This window comes from Streptomyces sp. NBC_00442 (assembly GCF_036014195.1).
Taxonomy (GTDB): Bacteria; Actinomycetota; Actinomycetes; order Streptomycetales; family Streptomycetaceae; genus Streptomyces.
The window spans coordinates 6,976,644-6,993,830 of record NZ_CP107918.1; the positions used below are offsets into that span (position 1 = coordinate 6,976,644).

General features: G+C 72.5%; 18 protein-coding genes. 2 read left to right on the forward strand and 16 right to left on the reverse strand.

Features of this window, described 5'->3' with window-relative positions; all coding sequences use genetic code 11:
• Positions 1-144 precede the first annotated feature (144 nt).
• The gene (locus tag OG432_RS31375; RefSeq protein ID WP_328314326.1) at positions 145-1,458 is read right to left on the reverse strand and encodes an ROK family transcriptional regulator; all 1,314 of its coding nucleotides are present in this window, start codon (positions 1,456-1,458) and stop codon (positions 145-147) included.
• Between the two features lie 130 nt (positions 1,459-1,588).
• Positions 1,589-2,056 carry an NUDIX domain-containing protein gene (locus OG432_RS31380; RefSeq protein WP_328314327.1) on the reverse strand — a complete coding sequence of 156 codons (468 nt, stop codon included), beginning with the start codon at positions 2,054-2,056 and terminating at the stop codon, positions 1,589-1,591.
• Positions 2,057-2,160: 104 nt separating this feature from the next.
• Here OG432_RS31380 and OG432_RS31385 point away from each other — a divergent pair, with 104 nt between their 5' ends.
• Positions 2,161-2,655 (forward strand): DUF6328 family protein, encoded by a 495-nt coding sequence (locus OG432_RS31385; protein ID WP_328314328.1) that lies wholly within the window; start codon positions 2,161-2,163, stop codon positions 2,653-2,655.
• A gap of 116 nt (positions 2,656-2,771) precedes the next feature.
• Here OG432_RS31385 and OG432_RS31390 read toward each other — a convergent pair whose 3' ends face one another.
• The 12 genes from OG432_RS31390 to OG432_RS31445 form a co-directional block, all read right to left on the reverse strand.
• Positions 2,772-3,176: a VOC family protein gene (locus OG432_RS31390; protein WP_328314329.1), complete on the reverse strand. Its 405-nt coding sequence runs from the start codon at positions 3,174-3,176 to the stop codon at positions 2,772-2,774.
• A gap of 88 nt (positions 3,177-3,264) precedes the next feature.
• A complete protein-coding gene (locus tag OG432_RS31395; protein ID WP_328315321.1) occupies positions 3,265-5,151 on the reverse strand; it encodes a potassium channel family protein in 1,887 nt (628 codons plus the stop codon).
• 135 nt (positions 5,152-5,286) lie between these two features.
• Positions 5,287-5,721, reverse strand: coding sequence for a MarR family winged helix-turn-helix transcriptional regulator (locus OG432_RS31400; protein ID WP_328314330.1), 435 nt, complete (start codon positions 5,719-5,721; stop codon positions 5,287-5,289).
• Positions 5,722-5,807: 86 nt separating this feature from the next.
• A complete protein-coding gene (locus tag OG432_RS31405) occupies positions 5,808-6,353 on the reverse strand; it encodes a PadR family transcriptional regulator (protein ID WP_328314331.1) in 546 nt (181 codons plus the stop codon).
• Between the two features lie 47 nt (positions 6,354-6,400).
• Complete coding sequence (locus OG432_RS31410; protein ID WP_328314332.1) at positions 6,401-8,422, reverse strand: NADPH-dependent 2,4-dienoyl-CoA reductase; 2,022 nt, start codon at positions 8,420-8,422, stop codon at positions 6,401-6,403.
• A gap of 128 nt (positions 8,423-8,550) precedes the next feature.
• A complete protein-coding gene (locus OG432_RS31415; RefSeq protein ID WP_328314333.1) occupies positions 8,551-9,342 on the reverse strand; it encodes a PIG-L deacetylase family protein in 792 nt (263 codons plus the stop codon).
• Between the two features lie 148 nt (positions 9,343-9,490).
• Positions 9,491-9,901 carry a PTS-dependent dihydroxyacetone kinase phosphotransferase subunit DhaM gene (locus OG432_RS31420; protein ID WP_328314334.1) on the reverse strand — a complete coding sequence of 137 codons (411 nt, stop codon included), beginning with the start codon at positions 9,899-9,901 and terminating at the stop codon, positions 9,491-9,493.
• Positions 9,898-10,494 (reverse strand): dihydroxyacetone kinase subunit DhaL, encoded by a 597-nt coding sequence (gene dhaL / locus OG432_RS31425; RefSeq protein WP_328315322.1) that lies wholly within the window; start codon positions 10,492-10,494, stop codon positions 9,898-9,900. The genes OG432_RS31420 and dhaL overlap by 4 nt, the downstream gene beginning before the upstream one ends.
• 20 nt (positions 10,495-10,514) lie before the next feature.
• Complete coding sequence (gene dhaK / locus OG432_RS31430) at positions 10,515-11,507, reverse strand: dihydroxyacetone kinase subunit DhaK (RefSeq protein ID WP_328315323.1); 993 nt, start codon at positions 11,505-11,507, stop codon at positions 10,515-10,517.
• A gap of 43 nt (positions 11,508-11,550) precedes the next feature.
• Positions 11,551-12,438, reverse strand: coding sequence for a glycerophosphodiester phosphodiesterase (locus OG432_RS31435; protein ID WP_328314335.1), 888 nt, complete (start codon positions 12,436-12,438; stop codon positions 11,551-11,553).
• A 174-nt stretch (positions 12,439-12,612) separates the two neighbouring features.
• The gene (locus OG432_RS31440; RefSeq protein WP_328314336.1) at positions 12,613-12,861 is read right to left on the reverse strand and encodes a type B 50S ribosomal protein L31; all 249 of its coding nucleotides are present in this window, start codon (positions 12,859-12,861) and stop codon (positions 12,613-12,615) included.
• Positions 12,862-13,087: 226 nt separating this feature from the next.
• On the reverse strand, positions 13,088-13,576 hold the full coding sequence (locus tag OG432_RS31445) for a DUF5709 domain-containing protein (protein ID WP_328314337.1): 489 nt from the start codon (positions 13,574-13,576) through the stop codon (positions 13,088-13,090).
• Between the two features lie 184 nt (positions 13,577-13,760).
• Between OG432_RS31445 and OG432_RS31450 the strand changes: the two genes are divergently transcribed.
• Complete coding sequence (locus tag OG432_RS31450) at positions 13,761-14,738, forward strand: epimerase (protein ID WP_328314338.1); 978 nt, start codon at positions 13,761-13,763, stop codon at positions 14,736-14,738.
• 174 nt (positions 14,739-14,912) lie between these two features.
• On the opposite strand, the gene OG432_RS31455 is transcribed toward OG432_RS31450, so the two are convergent.
• Together OG432_RS31455 and OG432_RS31460 are read right to left on the reverse strand one after the other, a co-directional pair.
• Positions 14,913-15,815 (reverse strand): hypothetical protein, encoded by a 903-nt coding sequence (locus OG432_RS31455; protein ID WP_328314339.1) that lies wholly within the window; start codon positions 15,813-15,815, stop codon positions 14,913-14,915.
• Positions 15,816-15,830: 15 nt separating this feature from the next.
• Complete coding sequence (locus tag OG432_RS31460; RefSeq protein ID WP_328314340.1) at positions 15,831-16,946, reverse strand: C40 family peptidase; 1,116 nt, start codon at positions 16,944-16,946, stop codon at positions 15,831-15,833.
• Positions 16,947-17,187: the final 241 nt, after the last annotated feature.

Below are 17,187 nucleotides of genomic sequence, written 5' to 3' on the forward strand. Positions count from 1 at the left end.
ATGGATCCACGATAAAGATCCCAGATAAAGATCCCAGATAAAGATCCCCGATAAAGATCTGCGAGGAAGATCCGCGAAAGAGATCCACGCATGAGGTCTCCGGGCAGGGCCTGCGGTAAAGGTCTGCGGGAAAGGCCTCGAAGGTCAGCGGGCGGTGCGCTCCGCCACGGACGTGCGCCAGCCCGCCCTTTCCGCGGGGGGCTCCTGTTCGGTGGTGGGCGCGCTGTGGCCGCCACGGGTGAAGAAGCCGGCCAGCGGCAGGGTGGCGGCGCCCACGGTGACGGCGTCCGGGCCGAGCCGGCCGAGCTCGATGGTGACGCGCTCGGCAGGATGGCGCAGCGCGTAGGCGGTCGCGTGGCGGCGCACCGACTCCAGGATGTGCGGTCCGAGTTGGAGCCCGGCCCAGCCGCCGATGAGGATGCGCTCCGGGTTGTAGAGGTTGATCAGATCGGAGAGACCCGCGCCCAGGTACTCCGCGGTCTCCTCGACGACCGCACAGGCCGTCGCGTCGGCGGCGGCACCCTGTTCCGCCGGGAACGCGGCGGTGAGCAGCGCGGTGAGCGCCGTCTCCTCGGTCGCCCGGGGCGGCAGTTCGGCCCCGGCCTCACGCCAGCGTTGGATGACCGCCTCGGCGCCCGCGTACGCCTCCAGGCAGCCGAGCGCCCCGCAGCGGCAGCGCCGTCCGCGTACGTGCACGGTGGTGTGGCCCCATTCGGCGGCGCTGCTGTGCGCGCCCCCGTAGATCGCGCCGCCCGACACGATGCAGGCCCCGACGCCCGAGCCGAACAGGACGATCACCGCGTCGGTGGCCCCGCGGCCCCCGCCGAACCACATCTCCGCCTGGCCCAGCGTCTTGGCGCCGTTCTCGATGAAGTACCGCGTTGTGTCCGGAAGGTGGAGCGACTCGCGGAGCAGGGACTCCAGCGGCACCGCGTCCCAGCCGATGGTCTGACCGTGCACCACGGCCCCGTCGGGGGAGCTGCGGTCGACGATGCCGGGCACGCCGACCCCCACGCCGAGCAGCCGGGCGGGGTCGAGGCCGCTCTCGCGCAGGACCTCGGCCACGCCGTCGCGGATGTGGCCGACGATGTGGCCGACGTCGTAGCCGCCGACGTCCAACGACAGCTCCACGCGCGCCAGTTCGCGCAGCACGAGGTCGAACAGCTCCACCCTGACCCGGGTCTCGCCGACGTCCACGCCGATGAGGTGGCCGCTGTCCGGGGCGACCCGGAGCAGGGTGCGCGGCCTTCCGCCGTCGGAGTCGACCACCCCGGCGTCCTGGACGAGCCCGTCGGCCGCGAGTTCCGCGACGACATTGCTGATGGAGCCCGAACTCAGCCCGGTGGCGGGGCCGAGCGCCTGGCGGCTCATCGGGCCGTCGAAATACAGCCGTCGCAGTACCGCGCCGCGGTTGTCCCGACGCAGGTCGCGGACGGTCCTTCTGTTCGGTGTGGCCATGTGGCTCCCTCCCTGCGTGCAACATACCGGTGCGCGAGCGTCCGACGGACAGCATGACGCGTCTTAACTCACGTACTAAATTAAGGCATGAATCCAGAGGGTGGGATGCCGGGCTCCCCGCGGGAGCCGGCTAGCCGGTCAGGTGCCGGACGAGGCGGTCGAGGAAGGCCTCCTGGCCCCGGACGAGCAGGGGGGCGGCCGCGTCGGGGGAGAGCCAGGCGAAGCGGTCCATCTCGGGGAACGCACGCACCGTGCCCGACCCGCGCGGCCACTCCATGGTGAAGGTGCCCGGCACCGCGTCGGCCGGATCGAGGTCGGCCTCGATCGCCCACACCGTCACGGTCTTGCCGCCGCGCTGCACGATGTCGCCCAGCGGCACCAGGAGGCCCTCGGGAGGCGGCAGCCCCAGCTCCTCCTCGAACTCGCGCCGCGCCGCGTCCTCGGACCGCTCCTGCGGGCCGTACTCTCCTTTCGGCACCGACCACGCGCCCGTCTCACGTCCCATGAAGAACGGGCCGCCCATGTGCCCGACCAACACCTCGATGCCGTCCTCCCGCGTGCGATACAGCAGGAGGCCCGCGCTGCGCCGTGCGCCCATGCCGCCAGTCTGCGGGTCCATGGGGCGCGGCGCCACGGGGCGGCACGGGCGAGGGGGTTTCAGTTGCTATGTATGGGTATTCGCACGCGAGGGAGGTGGTGCACATGGTGGATTCGGGGCGGAACGAGACGGCCGAGGAACGCGCCGATCGCAGGTGGGGCGATCTGCTCCAGGAGCTGAGGGTCGCGCAGACCGGCGTCCAGATCCTGTTCGGGTTCCTGCTCGCGGTCGTGTTCCAGCAGCGGTTCACCTCGCTGAGCTCCACCGACCGGGCCATCTACGTCGTGACGGTGGTCCTGGGCGCGGCGACGACCGGCGCGCTCATCGGTCCCGTCTCCTTCCACCGCATGCTGGCGGGGCAGCGACTCAAGCCGCAGACGGTGACCTGGGCCTCGCGGCTCACCGTGGTCGGTCTGGTGCTGCTCCTGTGCACGGTGGCGAGTTCGCTGCTCCTGATCCTGCGCGTCGCCCTGCACAACGCCCTCGCCCCCTGGCTGGTGGCCGGGGTGGTCTGCTGGTTCGTCTGCTGTTGGTTCGTGCTGCCGGCCCTCGCGCACCGGCGTTACCGCGATCGTGACCGCGACCCGTCCGAGGGGTGACGCCGGGCCCGGTCGGCGACCGGGCCCGCACGGATCACCGGGCCCGCACGGATCACGGGTCACGCACGGATCACAGGTCACGCCGGCCCCGATGCCGCGGCGACCCCGGTGCGGGGCTAACCGCGGGACTCCTCCGCGCGCTTGGCGGAGACGGCGAGGGTGAAGGAGTGGCCGGCCGGGTCGGCGTAGACCCGTTCGTCGCGAGGCCCGTTGTTGTCCTTGGTGTCGACGGGCGTCCCGCCCAGGGTGATCACCTCGCGCTCGGCGGCGTCCATGTCGCCGTAGGCCACCACGATTCTCAGGTGCGCCTGCTGGGAGTCCTCGGGCCGCGGCCAGCTGGGCGGTGCGTACCCGTGGTCGCGGTGGATCGCCAGATGGACGCCGTTTCCGCCGATGACCTCGACGAAGTCCGAGTCGCGGCCGATCTCGATCTCACCGCCGAGCAACTTGGCGTAGAACTCGGCCAGTTCGACCGGCTCGGCACAGTCAAGGACGAGGATGCTGGTCTTGGAAACACTCATGCGGGGCGAGTTCCCCCTCCGGGCCCCGCCTAACGCCCGCTCGCTCCGGGGTCCGCCCGGCATCCGCTCCCGCGAGGCCGGCGTGCCGTCACCGGCCCACGCGGGAGGAGGGCCGGCGGCCGAGGAGTTCGGCGAGCCCGCGCCGGGTCGCGGCCAGCACGATCCGGTCCTCGGGCCGCAGGACGTAGTTCGGCGGGATGCGCCACACCAGGTCGCCGGGGCGGCGGGTGGCGCCGAGGTCGGGCACCCGGTCGGCGGGGGAGGAGGTGTCGAGCGCGAGTACGCGCCACGCGCCCTCGCGGAACGCCTCCTCGACGGTGCGGCCCACCAGCTGGGGGTGGCCCGCCACGTCGACGGCCGCGAAGAGCAGTACCTTGCGCTCCACCGGGATGGCGCCCAGGATCTGACGGCCCATCATGGCCCCCGCGAACGCGGGCGCCGCCAGGTGCGAGACGCTGCGGCTGCGGGTCATGGCCTGGGGGTGGGCGGCCCGCAGGGTGCGGTAGACGGCGGTGGCGAAGTCGTCGTCGTACAGCCGCATCACCACCCGCAGATCGGGCTTGACCGAGCGGGCGTACAGCGCGGCCTCCAGGTTGGTGGTGTCCGAACTGGTCAGCGCGAGCAGGGCATGGGCGCGGTGGATGCGGGCCGACTCCAGGATGCCTTCCTGCGTGACGTCGCCGATGACCGTGGGCACCCGCAGCCGGCGGGCCAGCGCGATGCCGCGGGCCTGCGGGTCGGCCTCCACGCAGACGACGGGGATGTTCAGCTCGCGCAGCCGCACCAGGACCCGGGCGCCGATCTTGCCCATGCCGAGCAGCACCACGTGCCCCGAGAGGCCGCGTGGGGGGCGGGGCAGCGCGGAGGCGTTGCGGAACGTGCCGAGCCCTTCGAGGACGGCCGCGATCAGCACCGGCAGGAGCAGCAACCCGGTTAGTCCGGAAAGGAGTTGGAGGATCTGACGGCTCACCGGGGCGCCGACGGCGGGATCGTCGATGGCGAAGATGTCGAGCAGGGTCAGATAGGCGGCGTGCAGCGGGTCGTCGCCCGTGGTGAGCCAGGTCGCGACGGCCAAGGCGACCACGGATGCGACCACCCCCGCGAGCGACCAGCGGAGCCTGCGCGAGAAGAGCCGGCCGAGCGGTGCGCCGAGATCGGTGAGGCGGCCGGGCGACTGGGCGGGGCCCGTGTAGGTGACGGTCTCCAGGACGACCCGGCCGCGATGGCCCGCCCCGTCGAGTGATCGTTCGTCGGGCAGCAGCCGTGGCCCTTCCGAGCCACTGCGGTCCGAACCCTCCGCCCCCGCCGGGTCGTTGGTGGTCGACGACAGCAGTGCCAGGGTGCACAGGCCCGGGTCGGCGACCTCGCCGCGCCGCGGCGGCGGCCGCTGCCCGGCCCGCAGCAGTACCCCGTCGGCGTGGACGACCTTGCTGGTGCCGGCGAGCGCGGTGGCGGCGAGGGCGGGCGCAGCGGTGTCCGCGTCGGACAGGACGGTCGTCGAGGACTCGGCGCCCGACGGCCCCGGACCGGGGGCCGTCAGGGCCGCCGCCTGGTCGAGCAACTCCTGGAGGTACTGGCCGAGTTTGCGGTTGTAGAGCCGGATGACCAGTCGCACGCGGGGGTTGAGGCGCCGGGCGGTGAGCGCGGCCCTGATGTTGGTCTCGTCGTCGCGGTGGACCAGCGCGAGCGCCGCGGCACGTTCGACCCCGGCCTCGACGAGGGCCGCGTCGGTCGGTTCCGATGCCTCCAGGAGCCGGGCGCCGTCCTGCCCGTCGGGTCCGGGCGCCGTGGTCCGCAGCATCGCCGACGACACCCGGCCGAACAGTGCCGAGGCCCTGGTGAGGCCGTTCGCCGGGATCCGCGCGGCGGCGGCCCCGGCCTCCGGGGGTACGACGAGGACGACGTGTTCCCCGTACACGTCGCGCAGTTCGCCGGCGAGCCGGTGGGCGAGGGCGTCGTCCCCGCTGACGATCATGTGGCCGACGGGCGGACCGGTCCACGGCTGGGGCGCGGGCGACTGGGGAGGCAGTGAAGGCACGCAGAAGACCTTGCCTCATCGAGGGGCGTCGCGTCGACGTCCCGATGTCCCGGAGCGAGGACTGTCGCCCGGTCAACCGCCGCTCTCCGCATGGCTGTTGTAGCGCAGCAGATACTCGGCGAACCGGTCCAGGTCCTCCGGCGCCCAGTCGGCGAGCCGCTCGTGGAAGGCCTGACGGCGCAGCTCCGCCGCCTCCGCGAGCTTGGCGGTGCCCGCGGGGGTCAGCCGGAGCAACTGGATGCGCTGGTCGTCGGGGTCGCTGATCCGCTCGATGAAGCCGAGCCTCTCCAGGCCCGCGATCTGCCGGCTGATCGTCGACTTGTCGAGCATGTAGTAGGCCGCCAGGTCGGTGGCCCGGCAGCCCTGCTGGTCCTCCATGTGCGAGAGCAGGGTGAACGAGACGAGCGAGAGCTCCGGATGCATCCGGGCGGCGGCGGCGCGGGCACGCCGGGCGAACGCGGTCAGCTCACGCTGAATGGTGACGACCGACTGGTCTCGGCTGAGCACGGCTGATCCCCTTTCCGGTCCAACGGATCAGTTGTACAATACAACGTCAGACGGGGTGGCGGGTCGCGCCGCGCCCGGCGACGGTCTCACTCGGGCGACGGGTCCTCGCCGAGGGTGTCGAGCGCCTCGGTGAGCCAGCCGATCCAGAACGTCTCCAGTTCGATGCCGCCGCGCAGCACCAGATGGCGCAGCCGGTCCTGCTCGCCGTCCCGCTCCGGCGGGAAGTCCTTCGTCTCGATCGCCAGATACGTCGCCAACTGGCCCCGGTGCAGCGCGAGATGACGCTCCAGTTCGGCCCGCAGACCGCGTCCGCCGATCACGGCCGCCGCGCGCACGCGCAGCAGCAGCGGGTCCCGCATCGGCTTGGGGTCCTGGCCGGCCGCCGCCCACTGGGCGAGCTCCGAGCGGCCCGCGGGCAGCACCTCGTACTCCTTCTTCTGCCCCCTGGCCGGCATGGCGGACGGCAGGGCGCGGATGAATCCGGAGTGCTCCAGCTTGCCCAGCTCGCGGTAGATCTGCTGATGCGTGGCCGACCAGAAGTAGCCGATCGACTTGTCGAAGCGGCGCGTCAGTTCAAGCCCCGACGAGGGCTTTTCGAGCAGTGCGGTCAGGATCGCGTGCGGGAGGGACATGACCGCATCCTAGGTTCGGCCATGCCCCGCCCGGTGCCCCCGGCCCGTCAGAGCGTCGCGGCCAGACGGGTGCCCTGGTCGATGGCGCGCTTGGCGTCCAGCTCGGCGGCCACGTCGGCGCCGCCGATCAGATGCACCGTCGCGCCGGCCGCGCACAGCTCCTCGTACAGGCCGCGCCGCGACTCCTGGCCCGCACACAGCACGACCGTGTCGACGGGGAGCACGGACGACTCGCCGTCCACGGTGATGTGCAGGCCCTCGTCGTCGATCCGGTCGTAGCGCACGCCCGGGACCATGGTCACGCCCCGGTGCTTGAGTTCGGTGCGGTGGATCCATCCCGTCGTCTTGCCGAGCCCCGCGCCGACCTTTGTGGTCTTGCGCTGCAGCAGGTGGACCTGGCGCGGCGGCTTGGGCCGCTCGGGCCGGCGCAGCCCGCCGCGCTCGGCGTACGTGGTGTCGACGCCCCACTGGCGGAAGTAGGTCTCGGCGTCCAGGCTCGCCGCGTCCCCGCCGTCGGTGAGGAACTCGGCGACGTCGAAGCCGATGCCGCCCGCGCCGACCACCGCGACGCGCTCGCCGACCGGCGCACCGTCGCGCAGGACGTCGAGGTAGGTGACCACGCTCGGGTGGTCGCAGCCGGGGATCTCGGGGGTGCGCGGGGTGACGCCGGTCGCGACGACGATCTCGTCGTACGCGCCGCCGGTGAGGTCCCCGGCAGCCACCTCGGTGTTCAACTTGACGTCCACGCCGTGCAGTTCGAGCTGTGTGCGGTAGTAGCGCAGCGTCTCGTCGAACTCCTCCTTGCCCGGCACCCGCTTGGCGATGTTGAGCTGGCCGCCGATGCGGTCGGCCGCGTCGAAGAGGGTGACGGCGTGGCCGCGTCCGGCCGCCGACACGGCGAAGGCGAGCCCGGCCGGCCCCGCGCCGACCACGGCGAGCCGCTTGCGCAGCTTCGTGGGGGAGAGCACCAGCTCGGTCTCGTGGCAGGCGCGCGGGTTGACCAGGCAGGAGGTGATCTTCCCGCTGAAGGTGTGGTCGAGGCAGGCCTGGTTGCAGCCGATGCAGGTGTTGATGGTCTCGGCGCGCCCGGCGCTCGCCTTGGCCACGAACTCCGGGTCGGCGAGGAAGGGGCGAGCCATCGACACCATGTCCGCGCGGCCCTCGGCCAGCAACTGCTCCGCCACCTCGGGGGTGTTGATGCGATTGCTGGTGATCAGCGGGATCGACACCGACCCCATCAGCTTCTTCGTCACCCAGGTGTAGGCGCCCCGTGGCACCGAGGTCGCGATGGTCGGGATGCGCGCCTCGTGCCAGCCGACGCCGGTGTTGATGAGCGTGGCGCCGGCCGCCTCGATGGCGCGGGCGAGGGTGACGACCTCCTCCAGCGTCGAACCGCCGGGCACCAGGTCCAGCATGGAGAGCCGGTAGATCAGGATGAAGTCGGAGCCGAGGCGCTCGCGCGTGCGGCGCACGATGTCGACCGGGAAACGCATCCGGTTCTCGTAGCTGCCGCCCCAGCGGTCGCTGCGCCGGTTGGTGGCACCCGCGACGAACTCGTTGATCAAGTAGCCCTCGGAGCCCATGATCTCGACGCCGTCGTAGCCGGCGGACCGCGCGAGTTCGGCCGCCCGCACGAAGTCCTCGACGGTCTGCTCGACCTCGTCCTCGCTCAGGGCGTTCGGCACGAAGGGGCTGATCGGGGCCTGGAGCGCGCTCGGCGCCACCAGGTCCTCGTGGTAGGCGTACCGGCCGAAGTGCAGGATCTGCATCGCGATCCGGCCGCCCTCGCGGTGTACCGCGTCCGTGACGGTCCGGTGCTGCGCGGCCTCCGCCTCGGTGGTCAGCCGGGCACCGCCCGGGTAGGGGCGGCCCGCGTCGTTGGGGGCGATGCCTCCGGTCACCATGAGTCCGACCCCGCCGCGGGCCCGCTCCGCGTAGAACGCGGCCATCCGCTCGAACCCGTTCTCCGCCTCTTCGAGCCCGACGTGCATGGAGCCCATCAGCACCCGGTTGGGCAGTGTGGTGAACCCGAGGTCCAAGGGGCTCAGCAGGTGGGGGTACGCGGTCATGGGGGCGCCTCCGGGTGGGATGTCGTCGCCTCCGTTGTAGACCAGCACACCCGCTTATGCAACAAGTTGCATAACACTGAGGCGCCGCTCACACCCTGATGCTCACGCCCTGACGCGCGCTCCGATGCTCATACCCAGGGCGGGGGCCCCTCGGGGATCAGCTGGTGCACGTCGAAGAGCACCGCGGCCTCCACGCCCATCGCCGACCCCGCGGCGCGCGCCAGCCAGGTCAGGAACGGCCGCGGCGCGAAGGCGTCCGCCTCCGCGCCGAGCCCCTTGGTGTACTCGGCGTGCGCCGCCAACGAGGCGATTCCGCGCTCCAGGGGCTCACCGGTCACCTCCACCCCGTGTGTGGGCCGCTCCGCCCCCGCGAACGCGACGAACCGCACGCCGGGCCATGGTTCGAGGCCCTCATCCATGAGCTCGGGGAAGATCCACCGGTTCCCCGCGTCCCGCGCGGCGTCGAGCGCCGCGAGGCCGACGGCGCGGTGGTCGGCCTGATTGACGAGCCCGCCGATCATCCGCTCCGTGTACGCGCCGGAGAGCACGACCTCGGGGCGGGTCCTGCGCATGACCCGTACGATCTCGCGGCGCAGCTCCGTCCCGTACTCGACGACACCGTCCCGGTGTCCGAGGAAGGCGACCTCCGTGACCCCGACCTCGCGGGCCCCGGCCCGTTCCTCCTCCTCACGAAGGGGCGCGGCCCGGTCCGGGGGCACCGCGTCGATGCCGGCCTCCCCGCGCGTCGCCAGGAGATAGCCGACCTGTTTGCCCTGCGCGGTCCAGCGGGCGACGGCGGACGCGGTGCCGTACTCGATGTCGTCCGGGTGCGCCACGACGGCCAGCGCCCGGGTCCAGTCCTCCGGCAGCGGGGGGAGCGGTGGCCCGCCGGTGCCGCCCAGCTCGTTGAAGGCACTCATGTCTCCATGATGGCTCCACCCCCCACCAGCCGCCCCTTCCCACCCGGGGCTCCGCCGAAAGCGGGTTGAGGGGCGCGGGAGCCGCCCCAGACACGGGCACGGTCCGCAGCCGAAGGCGGGCTCGGAAGGGGCGCGGGGGCCGGACGACTCACACCTTGCGGTAGTCGTACGCCTCCGAGGCCGCCGCCTCCACCGCCGCCAGATCCGCCCCGGCCGACGCCGTGACCACGGCGGCCACCGCGCCCTCCACGAAGGGTGCGTCCAACAGCCGTGCCCCCGAAGGGAGTTCGCCCTCGGCGAGCAGCGCCTTGACCGTGAGGACCGCGCTGCCGAGGTCGGCCAGGACGGCCACGCCCGAGCCCCGGTCCACCGACCCGGCCGCCGCCACGATGAGTTCCTCGCTGGTGCCGAACCCGCCGTCGGGCAGGCCGCCCGCGGGGGCGACGGGGGCGGTGGCCCCGCCGCCCGCGAGGCCCCGGGCCAGGTCGGCCACCGCCGCCGCGACCGCCGCGCTGTGCGAGACGAGCACCACCCCGACCGGCCCCTTCGCCCCGCTCACGCGGCGGCCTCCACGAGCGCGCCGACGAGCAGCGCCGCCGATGTCGCCCCCGGGTCCTGATGGCCCACCGACCGTTCGCCGAGATAGCTGGCCCGCCCCTTGCGGGCCCGCAGCGGCACGGTCGCGAGCGCCCCGGCCTCGGCCGCCTCGGCCGCTGCCGCGAAGGACCGTCCCAGCGCCTCGACGGCGGGCAGCAGCGCGTCCAGCATCGTCTTGTCCCCGGCCGCCGCCCCGCCCAGCTGTCCGACCGCGGCCACCCCGGCCCCGAGCGCCTCGGCGAGCTGCTCGCGGGTGACCTCGGCCGCGTCCCCGAGCGCCTTGCCCGTACGTCGCAGCAGCGTCCCGTACAGCGGGCCCGACGCGCCGCCGACCGTGGAGATCAACTGGCGCCCGGCGAGGGCGAGTACGGCCCCGGGGGTGTCCGGGGTCTCCTTGTCGAGCGTCGCCGACACGGCGGTGAAGCCGCGCCGCAGATTGGCTCCGTGGTCGGCGTCGCCGATCGCGGAGTCGAGATCGGTCAGGCGGGTCTCCTCCCGGCCCACCGCGGCGGCGGTCGCGGTCATCCAGCGGGACATGAACGCGGCGTCGAGCACGGCCTCTCCTTCCGTCATGGTCAGCAACCCCAGCGCAGTGCGGGCGTGTTGACGGGCGCGTCCCACAACCGGAGCAGCTCTTCGTCCACTTGACAGAGCGTCACCGAACAGCCCGCCATGTCCAGTGAGGTCACATAGTTCCCGACGAGCGTACGGGCCACCGGCACGCCCCGTTCGGCGAGCACCCGGTGCACCTCGGCGTTGAATCCGTACAGCTCCAGGAGCGGGGTGGCGCCCATCCCGTTGACGAGCAGCAGCACCGGGCTGGTCGGCCGAAGCTCGTCGAGGACGACGTGCACGGCGTAGTCCGCGATCTCCCGCGACGTCATCATCGCCCGCCGCTCGCGCCCCGGCTCCCCGTGAATGCCGACCCCCAACTCCAGCTCACCCTGCGGGAGTTCGAAGGTCGGACTGCCCTTGGCGGGGGTCGCGCAGGCGCTCAGTGCCACCCCGAAGCTGCGCGCGCTCGCGTTGACCCGGCGGGCGATCGCCTCGACCCGCTCCAGCGGGGCGCCCTCCGCGGCGGCGGCCCCGGCGATCTTCTCGACGAACAGGGTGGCGCCGGTGCCGCGCCGGCCCGCCGTGTAGAGGCTGTCGGTGACCGCCACATCGTCGTCCACCAGGACCTTGGCGACGCTCACCCCCTCGTCCTCGGCGAGTTCGGCCGCCATGTCGAAGTTGAGGACGTCGCCGGTGTAGTTCTTGACGACGAACAGGACTCCCGCACCCCCGTCCACGGCCGCCGCGGCCCGTACCATCTGATCCGGCACCGGTGAGGTGAACACCTCACCGGGACACGCGGCGGCGAGCATGCCCGGTCCCACGAAACCCGCGTGCAGCGGCTCGTGACCCGACCCGCCGCCCGACACGAGGGCCACCTGCCGGGCCACGGGTGCGTCCCGTCGCAGCACCACCCGGTTCTCCACGTCGACGGTGAGCGAGGGATGCGCGGCGGCGATTCCGCGCAGTGCGTCGGCGACGACGCTCTCGGGCACGTTGATGAGCATGTTCACCATGACCTCCAGGCGAGGCGTGCGGAGTATGACGGCCCCAGTATCACGCGCGCCCCGGCTCGCGGGCCGCCTTCTCGATGACGTCGGGCCGGTCGGTGATGATGCCGTCGACGCCGAGCCTCACCAGCGCGGTGGCGGCGCCCGCGCTGTCGACGGTCCAGGCGTTGACGCGCATCCTCGGCCAGTGCGGGCTCTTGAGGGCGTGCACCGCGTGGACGTACTCGGACGTCACCGCGCGCTGCTCGGTGTTGATCTCGTCCACGTAGGCGGCGTACTGCTCCAGTCGGGCGGCGGGCGGGGTGCCCAGGAGGCCGGTGCGCACCGTGGGGCGCAGCCGGTGCGTGGTGCGCAGTGCGGGGGCGCTGAAGCTCTGGATGACCAGGCGGCCGGCGAGATGCGGCCCGTCGAGCCAGCCGGCCCTGCCGAGGGCGTCCAGGGTCTGGCGCTCGATGCCCGGATAGAGGTCGGGCCGCTTCAGTTCGAGCAGGAGGCTCTGGCCGGTGCGGTCGAGCAGGGCCAGGTACTCCTGGAGGGTGGGGACGCGTTCGCCGCGGAAGCGCGGTGCGAACCAGCCTCCGGCGTCGAGCTTCTTGATCTCGGCGAGCGTGAACGAGCCCACCGCCCAGGGGGAGCGCCCCGGATCGCGCTGCTCGGCGTCGGTGGTGCGGTCCAGGGTGGTGTCGTGGATGACGACGAGCGCTCCGTCGGCGGTGCGCTGCACATCGTTCTCCACCCAGTCCACGCCGAGGGCCGCGGCGCTGCGCACCGAGGGGAGGGTGTTCTCCGGTGCGCGGGCCGGAGCCCCACGGTGTCCGAAGACCGTGAGGTGCCCGGCCGCCGGGGCGGCCCGCGTCGTGTGGACGGGCAGGGCGAGGGCGATGACCCCGCAGAGCGCGCCGACGACGGTGGACACGGCGATGCGGTGACGCATGGGCATTCCTCACGACGACTCGGATCGACGTCCGCGAGGGTGCCAGTGCGCGGGGCGCGGCAGCGGTTGCGCCGGGGAGCGGCGGGCCACGAGGCGGCCGTGTTCCCCGGTGAGGGTGGCTTCCGTTCGGTCACAGGGCCCAGGGGCGAGCACATGAACGGCCGGGGAGCCGGGTCACTCCTTGCCCTCGTAGCGCCGCTCGAAGCGGGCGATCCGGCCCTCCGTGTCGACCGTCCGCGCCTTGCCCGTGTAGAAGGGGTGGCTCTCGGCGGAGATCTCCACGTCGATGACCGGGTAGGTGTTTCCGTCGTCCCAGTCGATGGTCTCCTCGCTCGTCGCGGTCGACCGGGTCAGGAAGGCGAATCCGGCGGAGCGGTCACGGAAGACGACCGCCTGGTACGGGGGCTGCTTGTCGCGCTGCATGGGGACTCCGGGGGGTGTCGGTCGCCGCGTGTCGCCGCGGGGTCGGGGTCGGGTCGTGCGGGGCGGGGGCTGCCGGGCGGTCCGGACGGTCCGGGCGGTCCGGTAGGCCCGGTAGGCCCGGACCGTCCGGTAGGCCCGAGGGCTCCGGAAGCCGGCCTGCTCCCGGCCTGCTCACCGTGCCACCGTCGCCGGCGGGGTTCGTGGGCCTCCTGATGTCATCCGGGACTCACGTGGTCTCGAAACCGTCGAGGTTCTCGATGTCGTCCTCGTCGACGACGTGCATGGCCGCCTCTTCGGCTGAGGCGGCGGCCCCGTCCAGGCCGATGTCCGTGGCGAGCATCCGCGTCTCCTCGTCGGGGTGTGCGCCCTCGTCGGGGGCGACGAGCCGCCCGGCGCGCGCGCCGCCGACCTCGTTGTCGCGCGGCTCGCCGTCGGTGTCCCAGGTGTCGCCCATGCCGTCGCCGTCGGCCACGGCCACCTCCGGGACCTCGTCGAAGAGGCGCTGCTCCAGGCTCTCGCCGCGCAGCCGCTCGGTGGCCGTGACGCCGGAGCGCTCCACCGCCCAGGGGCGTTCGGGCGGTGAGTAGCCCGTGTCGAGGGGATCGGCGGGGCCGTCGTCGAGGGTGTCCTCGGCGCCCAGGATGCCTTCGTCGTCCTGCACTTCGGAGCCGTCGGGCTGGTAGACGTCGTCCCCCCACGTCTCGCTGTCGACCACGGCTACCTCCTGGGTCGCGACCAGTGGTGCGCACGCCGCGGGGTCCGGCCCGGCCTGCCTCTCCAGTCTCGGCCCGGCGGGCGCCGACGACCACCGCACGCGAGCCGGGCGGGTGACCGGTACACCACTTTGAACGCGTTCAAGTTCTTGCGATAGGATCGGTTCCACCTACTGAGGGGGCGCCATGAAGGTAGTGATTCCCGGCGGCACGGGGCAGGTCGGCTCGATCCTGGACCGGGCGCTGACCGCCGCGGGCCATGATGTCGTGATCCTCACGCGGCGGCCGCACGGTCCGCGCCAGGTGGGCTGGGACGGGGAGACACCCGGCGGGTGGGCGGACGTGGTCGACGGCAGCGACGTCGTCATCAACCTGGCCGGCCGCAGCGTGAGCTGCCGATACACCGAGAAGAATCTGCGGGCCATGATGGATTCGCGGGTACGTTCCGCCCGAGCCGTCGGCGAGGCCATCGGCGCGGCCGCGCGGCCCCCGAAGCTGTGGCTCCAGATGAGCACCGCCACCGTGTACGCGCACCGCTTCGACGCCGCCCACGACGAGGCGACCGGGATCCTGGGCGGCTCCGAGCCGGACGTCCCGGGCTACTGGGCGTTCAGCGTGGAGATCGCCAAGGCGTGGGAGGCGGCTCAGGCGGAGGCCGTGACGCCGGGCACCCGCAAGGTCGCCCTGCGCTCGGCGATGGTGATGAGCCCCGACCGTGCGGGCGTCTTCGACGTGCTCCAGAAGCTGGCCGTGCTCGGCCTCGGCGGCCCGGTCGCGGGCGGGGCGCAGTACGTGTCCTGGATCCACGACCGTGACTTCGTCCGGGCGGTCGACTTCCTCGTGCGGCGCGAGGACATCACGGGACCGGTGAACCTGGCCGCCCCCCACCCGCTGCCGCAGCGCGCGTTCATGCGCGCCCTGCGCGGCGCCCGGGGCATCCCGGTGGGGCTGCCCGCCACCAAGTGGATGGCTGAACTCGGCGCGTTCGCGCTGCGCTCGGACACCGAACTCCTCCTCAAGAGCCGCCGGGTGGTGCCCGGCCGCCTCCTGAACGCCGGCTTCGCCTTCGCCCACCCCCAGTGGCCCGCGGCCGCCGCCGATCTGGTCGTCCGGGCGCGCGCGGGCCGGCGCGGGGGAGCGGCCCAGGGCCCGCCCGACCATTGATCAGTTAGTGGGGCGTGGCGAGCCGCCATTGCCGCCGCAGGGACCATCCCCGCGTGCGCGGGGAACAGGGCGATCAGGGGGTTCAGGCGGATCCGGGGGGGGGCATAGAGGGAGGGCGAACGCAGACCCATGCGCGGTTCGGGGCAGAGGCGGCGCTGCCCGACGGGGTTCGCCTCAGTCGGCTGTCCGGCCGGTCCATCTGGTGAAGCGCCGCAGGCCCCTTCGGCTGCGCTTGAGCGGCGTGTCCTCCGGGGCGGCGGAGCCCTGGGCCGCGGTGAGAGCCGCGGCCGGACGTTCCACCGGGGCTTCCAGGTACTGGCTGCCCTGTTCGAGCCGGTTCCGGACCGCGAGCGCCATGGTCTGGTGGGCTTGATGCTGTACCAGGCCCGCAGCGGCCAACCGGTCCCACATGTACAGCAGTTCCTGCCCTCGGGCCGCCACTTGGCTCGCGTCCTCGAGTCGTTGCCAAGCCGCGGTGGCGCGCGCGACCTCGGGCGCGGCCCGGCTGAGGTCGGTACGGCACCGGATGCGCGCGACGGTGAGCGCGAGCACGGTGGAGACCGTGTAGTCGCCGCGCAGGAACGCCATGTAGGCCTCGATCGCCCGCGCCTCGAGCGAAAGGTCGTCCTCCACGCCCCGGCGCAGCGTCAGGTGCTCGCGCAGAGCGCTGGCCAGGACGAACGCCGCGTGCAGCTCCTCCCGCTGCGCGTGCTGGATGATCCGCTCGACGCGGGCGAGCGGGGGGAACGCCTGCTCCTCCGCCTCGGTTCGCTCGCGGCCGGGCGGCAGGTCCTCCTCCTCGGCGATCGTGTAGCTGGAGCCGTCCGGGTGCACCCGGACCCGAGCGACCTGCTGCGCGGTGCGGTCCACGACCGTTGCCGCCACCGGAGCCCCCAGGGTGCGGGCGAACATCGCCACGGCGTCGAGGATCGCCTCGTTGGGCGGCCTGGTGCCGCCCATGGTCAGCAAATGACCGTTGACCACGGTCGATCCGTCCTCGGCGACGTACGCGTCCAGGCGGATCAACGGCTGCGCGCTGAGCGCGGGCAGATTTCCCTCGTCACGGGATACGGGCAAGTGGGGCATATCCGCTCAGCCTCCGGGTCGGACCACGCCGAGGATCGGCATGGATGCGGCCGGTGCGGTCGTGATCGTACGTCCTGGTCGAGGAGCGTGGACGATCTGTCCGCCTCCGATGTACATGCCCACGTGCGTGGCATCGTTGAAGTAGATGATCAGATCGCCGGGTTGGGCGGACGAGAGGCTGACGTGGCGCAGTCCCTGCCACTGGGCCTGTGAGGTACGGGGTATGGGATGTCCGGCATGGGCCCATGCCACGGAGGTGAGCCCCGAGCAGTCGTACGACGAGGGGCCCACATCACCCCACCCGTAGGGCTTGCCGATCTGGGCCATGGCGAAGGAGACGGCCTGTCCGGCCCTGCCGCTCACGGCCGGCGCGCCGCCCGAAGGTCCGTTGCCGGAAGGCCCGTTGCCCGTGCCACCCTTGTTGGCCGGCCCCGCGTTCGCGCCGGGACCGGGCCACTTGGACGTGGCCTCGTTCTCCTTCTGCTTCTCCAACTGGGCCAGCCCATTGGCCTGTTCGGACTTCAGGCCCGCCTCGATCCGCTCGGCGTCGGCGATCTTGTTCTGGATCTTTTCCTTCGCGTCGGCCTTGTCGGCGAGGGTCTTCTTGAGGTCACGCAGGTTCTTCGTCGCGGCCTCGGTCTGCCGGTCGAGCTCGGCGCGGGCAGTCTTCTGGTTCTCGTAGATGTTGTGGAGCGTGTCGCGGGTCCGGGCGGCCTGCGCGGCGTCCGGGAGCGCGTTCTCGGGATGGTCACCGAGTATCAACTGGAAGCCCGCGGAGCTGAAGTAGTCCCCGCGGTACTGCGCTCGGGCCGCCGCCCCCGCGAGGTCGTGCAGGGCCTGCGCCCGGCCCTGGGTACGGGCGAGGTCGCTCTGGAGGGACGCCAGTCGCTTGGACTGCCCGGTCGCCTTCTCGTTGGCGGCGTCGTACGCCTCTGTCGCCACCTCTGCCTCGCGGTAGAGGCCGTCAAGCTGACTGCGGATCTCTTCCAGGGGGCCGCCGTCGGCAGGTTTCGGGTCGTTGGGAGCCGCGTAGCTTGGGCCCGGTACGAGGATGACCGCGCCGACAAGGGCTGCCAGAGCGACCCGGCTTCGCAGCTGTCTACCGCCGGTCGACAGGTTCATCAGCGCCACTTTCAGGAGGCCGGGTACGAGAGTTCGGATCACGACCTACCATCAGGGTGGTCAAGTTGGGTCATACGGAGATCCGTTCAACCCATGAACACACTATCCGCACGCGAACGGTAGATCCTCGTACCCCCACCTGGGTCACCGTGTACGCGTCCGATTCTTCGGCCACAGTTGGCCGATTCCCGTCGTGACTGGTGGTGGCCCGTGGTGGCTCCCGGCCCACCGTTTCCACGAG

Bases quoted from the DNA above. Each gene is read 5' to 3' on its own strand.
- OG432_RS31380 (WP_328314327.1), bottom strand. From the start codon at position 2,056: ATGGGCGCACGGCGCAGCGCGGGCCTCCTGCTGTATCGCACGCGGGAG.
- OG432_RS31460 (WP_328314340.1), bottom strand. From the start codon at position 16,946: ATGAACCTGTCGACCGGCGGTAGACAGCTGCGAAGCCGGGTCGCTCTG.
- OG432_RS31435 (WP_328314335.1), bottom strand. From the start codon at position 12,438: ATGCGTCACCGCATCGCCGTGTCCACCGTCGTCGGCGCGCTCTGCGGG.
- OG432_RS31450 (WP_328314338.1), top strand. From the start codon at position 13,761: ATGAAGGTAGTGATTCCCGGCGGCACGGGGCAGGTCGGCTCGATCCTG.
- OG432_RS31385 (WP_328314328.1), top strand. From the start codon at position 2,161: ATGGTGGATTCGGGGCGGAACGAGACGGCCGAGGAACGCGCCGATCGC.
- OG432_RS31390 (WP_328314329.1), bottom strand. From the start codon at position 3,176: ATGAGTGTTTCCAAGACCAGCATCCTCGTCCTTGACTGTGCCGAGCCG.
- OG432_RS31405 (WP_328314331.1), bottom strand. From the start codon at position 6,353: ATGTCCCTCCCGCACGCGATCCTGACCGCACTGCTCGAAAAGCCCTCG.
- OG432_RS31395 (WP_328315321.1), bottom strand. From the start codon at position 5,151: ATGATCGTCAGCGGGGACGACGCCCTCGCCCACCGGCTCGCCGGCGAA.
- OG432_RS31410 (WP_328314332.1), bottom strand. From the start codon at position 8,422: ATGACCGCGTACCCCCACCTGCTGAGCCCCTTGGACCTCGGGTTCACC.
- OG432_RS31375 (WP_328314326.1), bottom strand. From the start codon at position 1,458: ATGGCCACACCGAACAGAAGGACCGTCCGCGACCTGCGTCGGGACAAC.
- OG432_RS31415 (WP_328314333.1), bottom strand. From the start codon at position 9,342: ATGAGTGCCTTCAACGAGCTGGGCGGCACCGGCGGGCCACCGCTCCCC.
- OG432_RS31440 (WP_328314336.1), bottom strand. From the start codon at position 12,861: ATGCAGCGCGACAAGCAGCCCCCGTACCAGGCGGTCGTCTTCCGTGAC.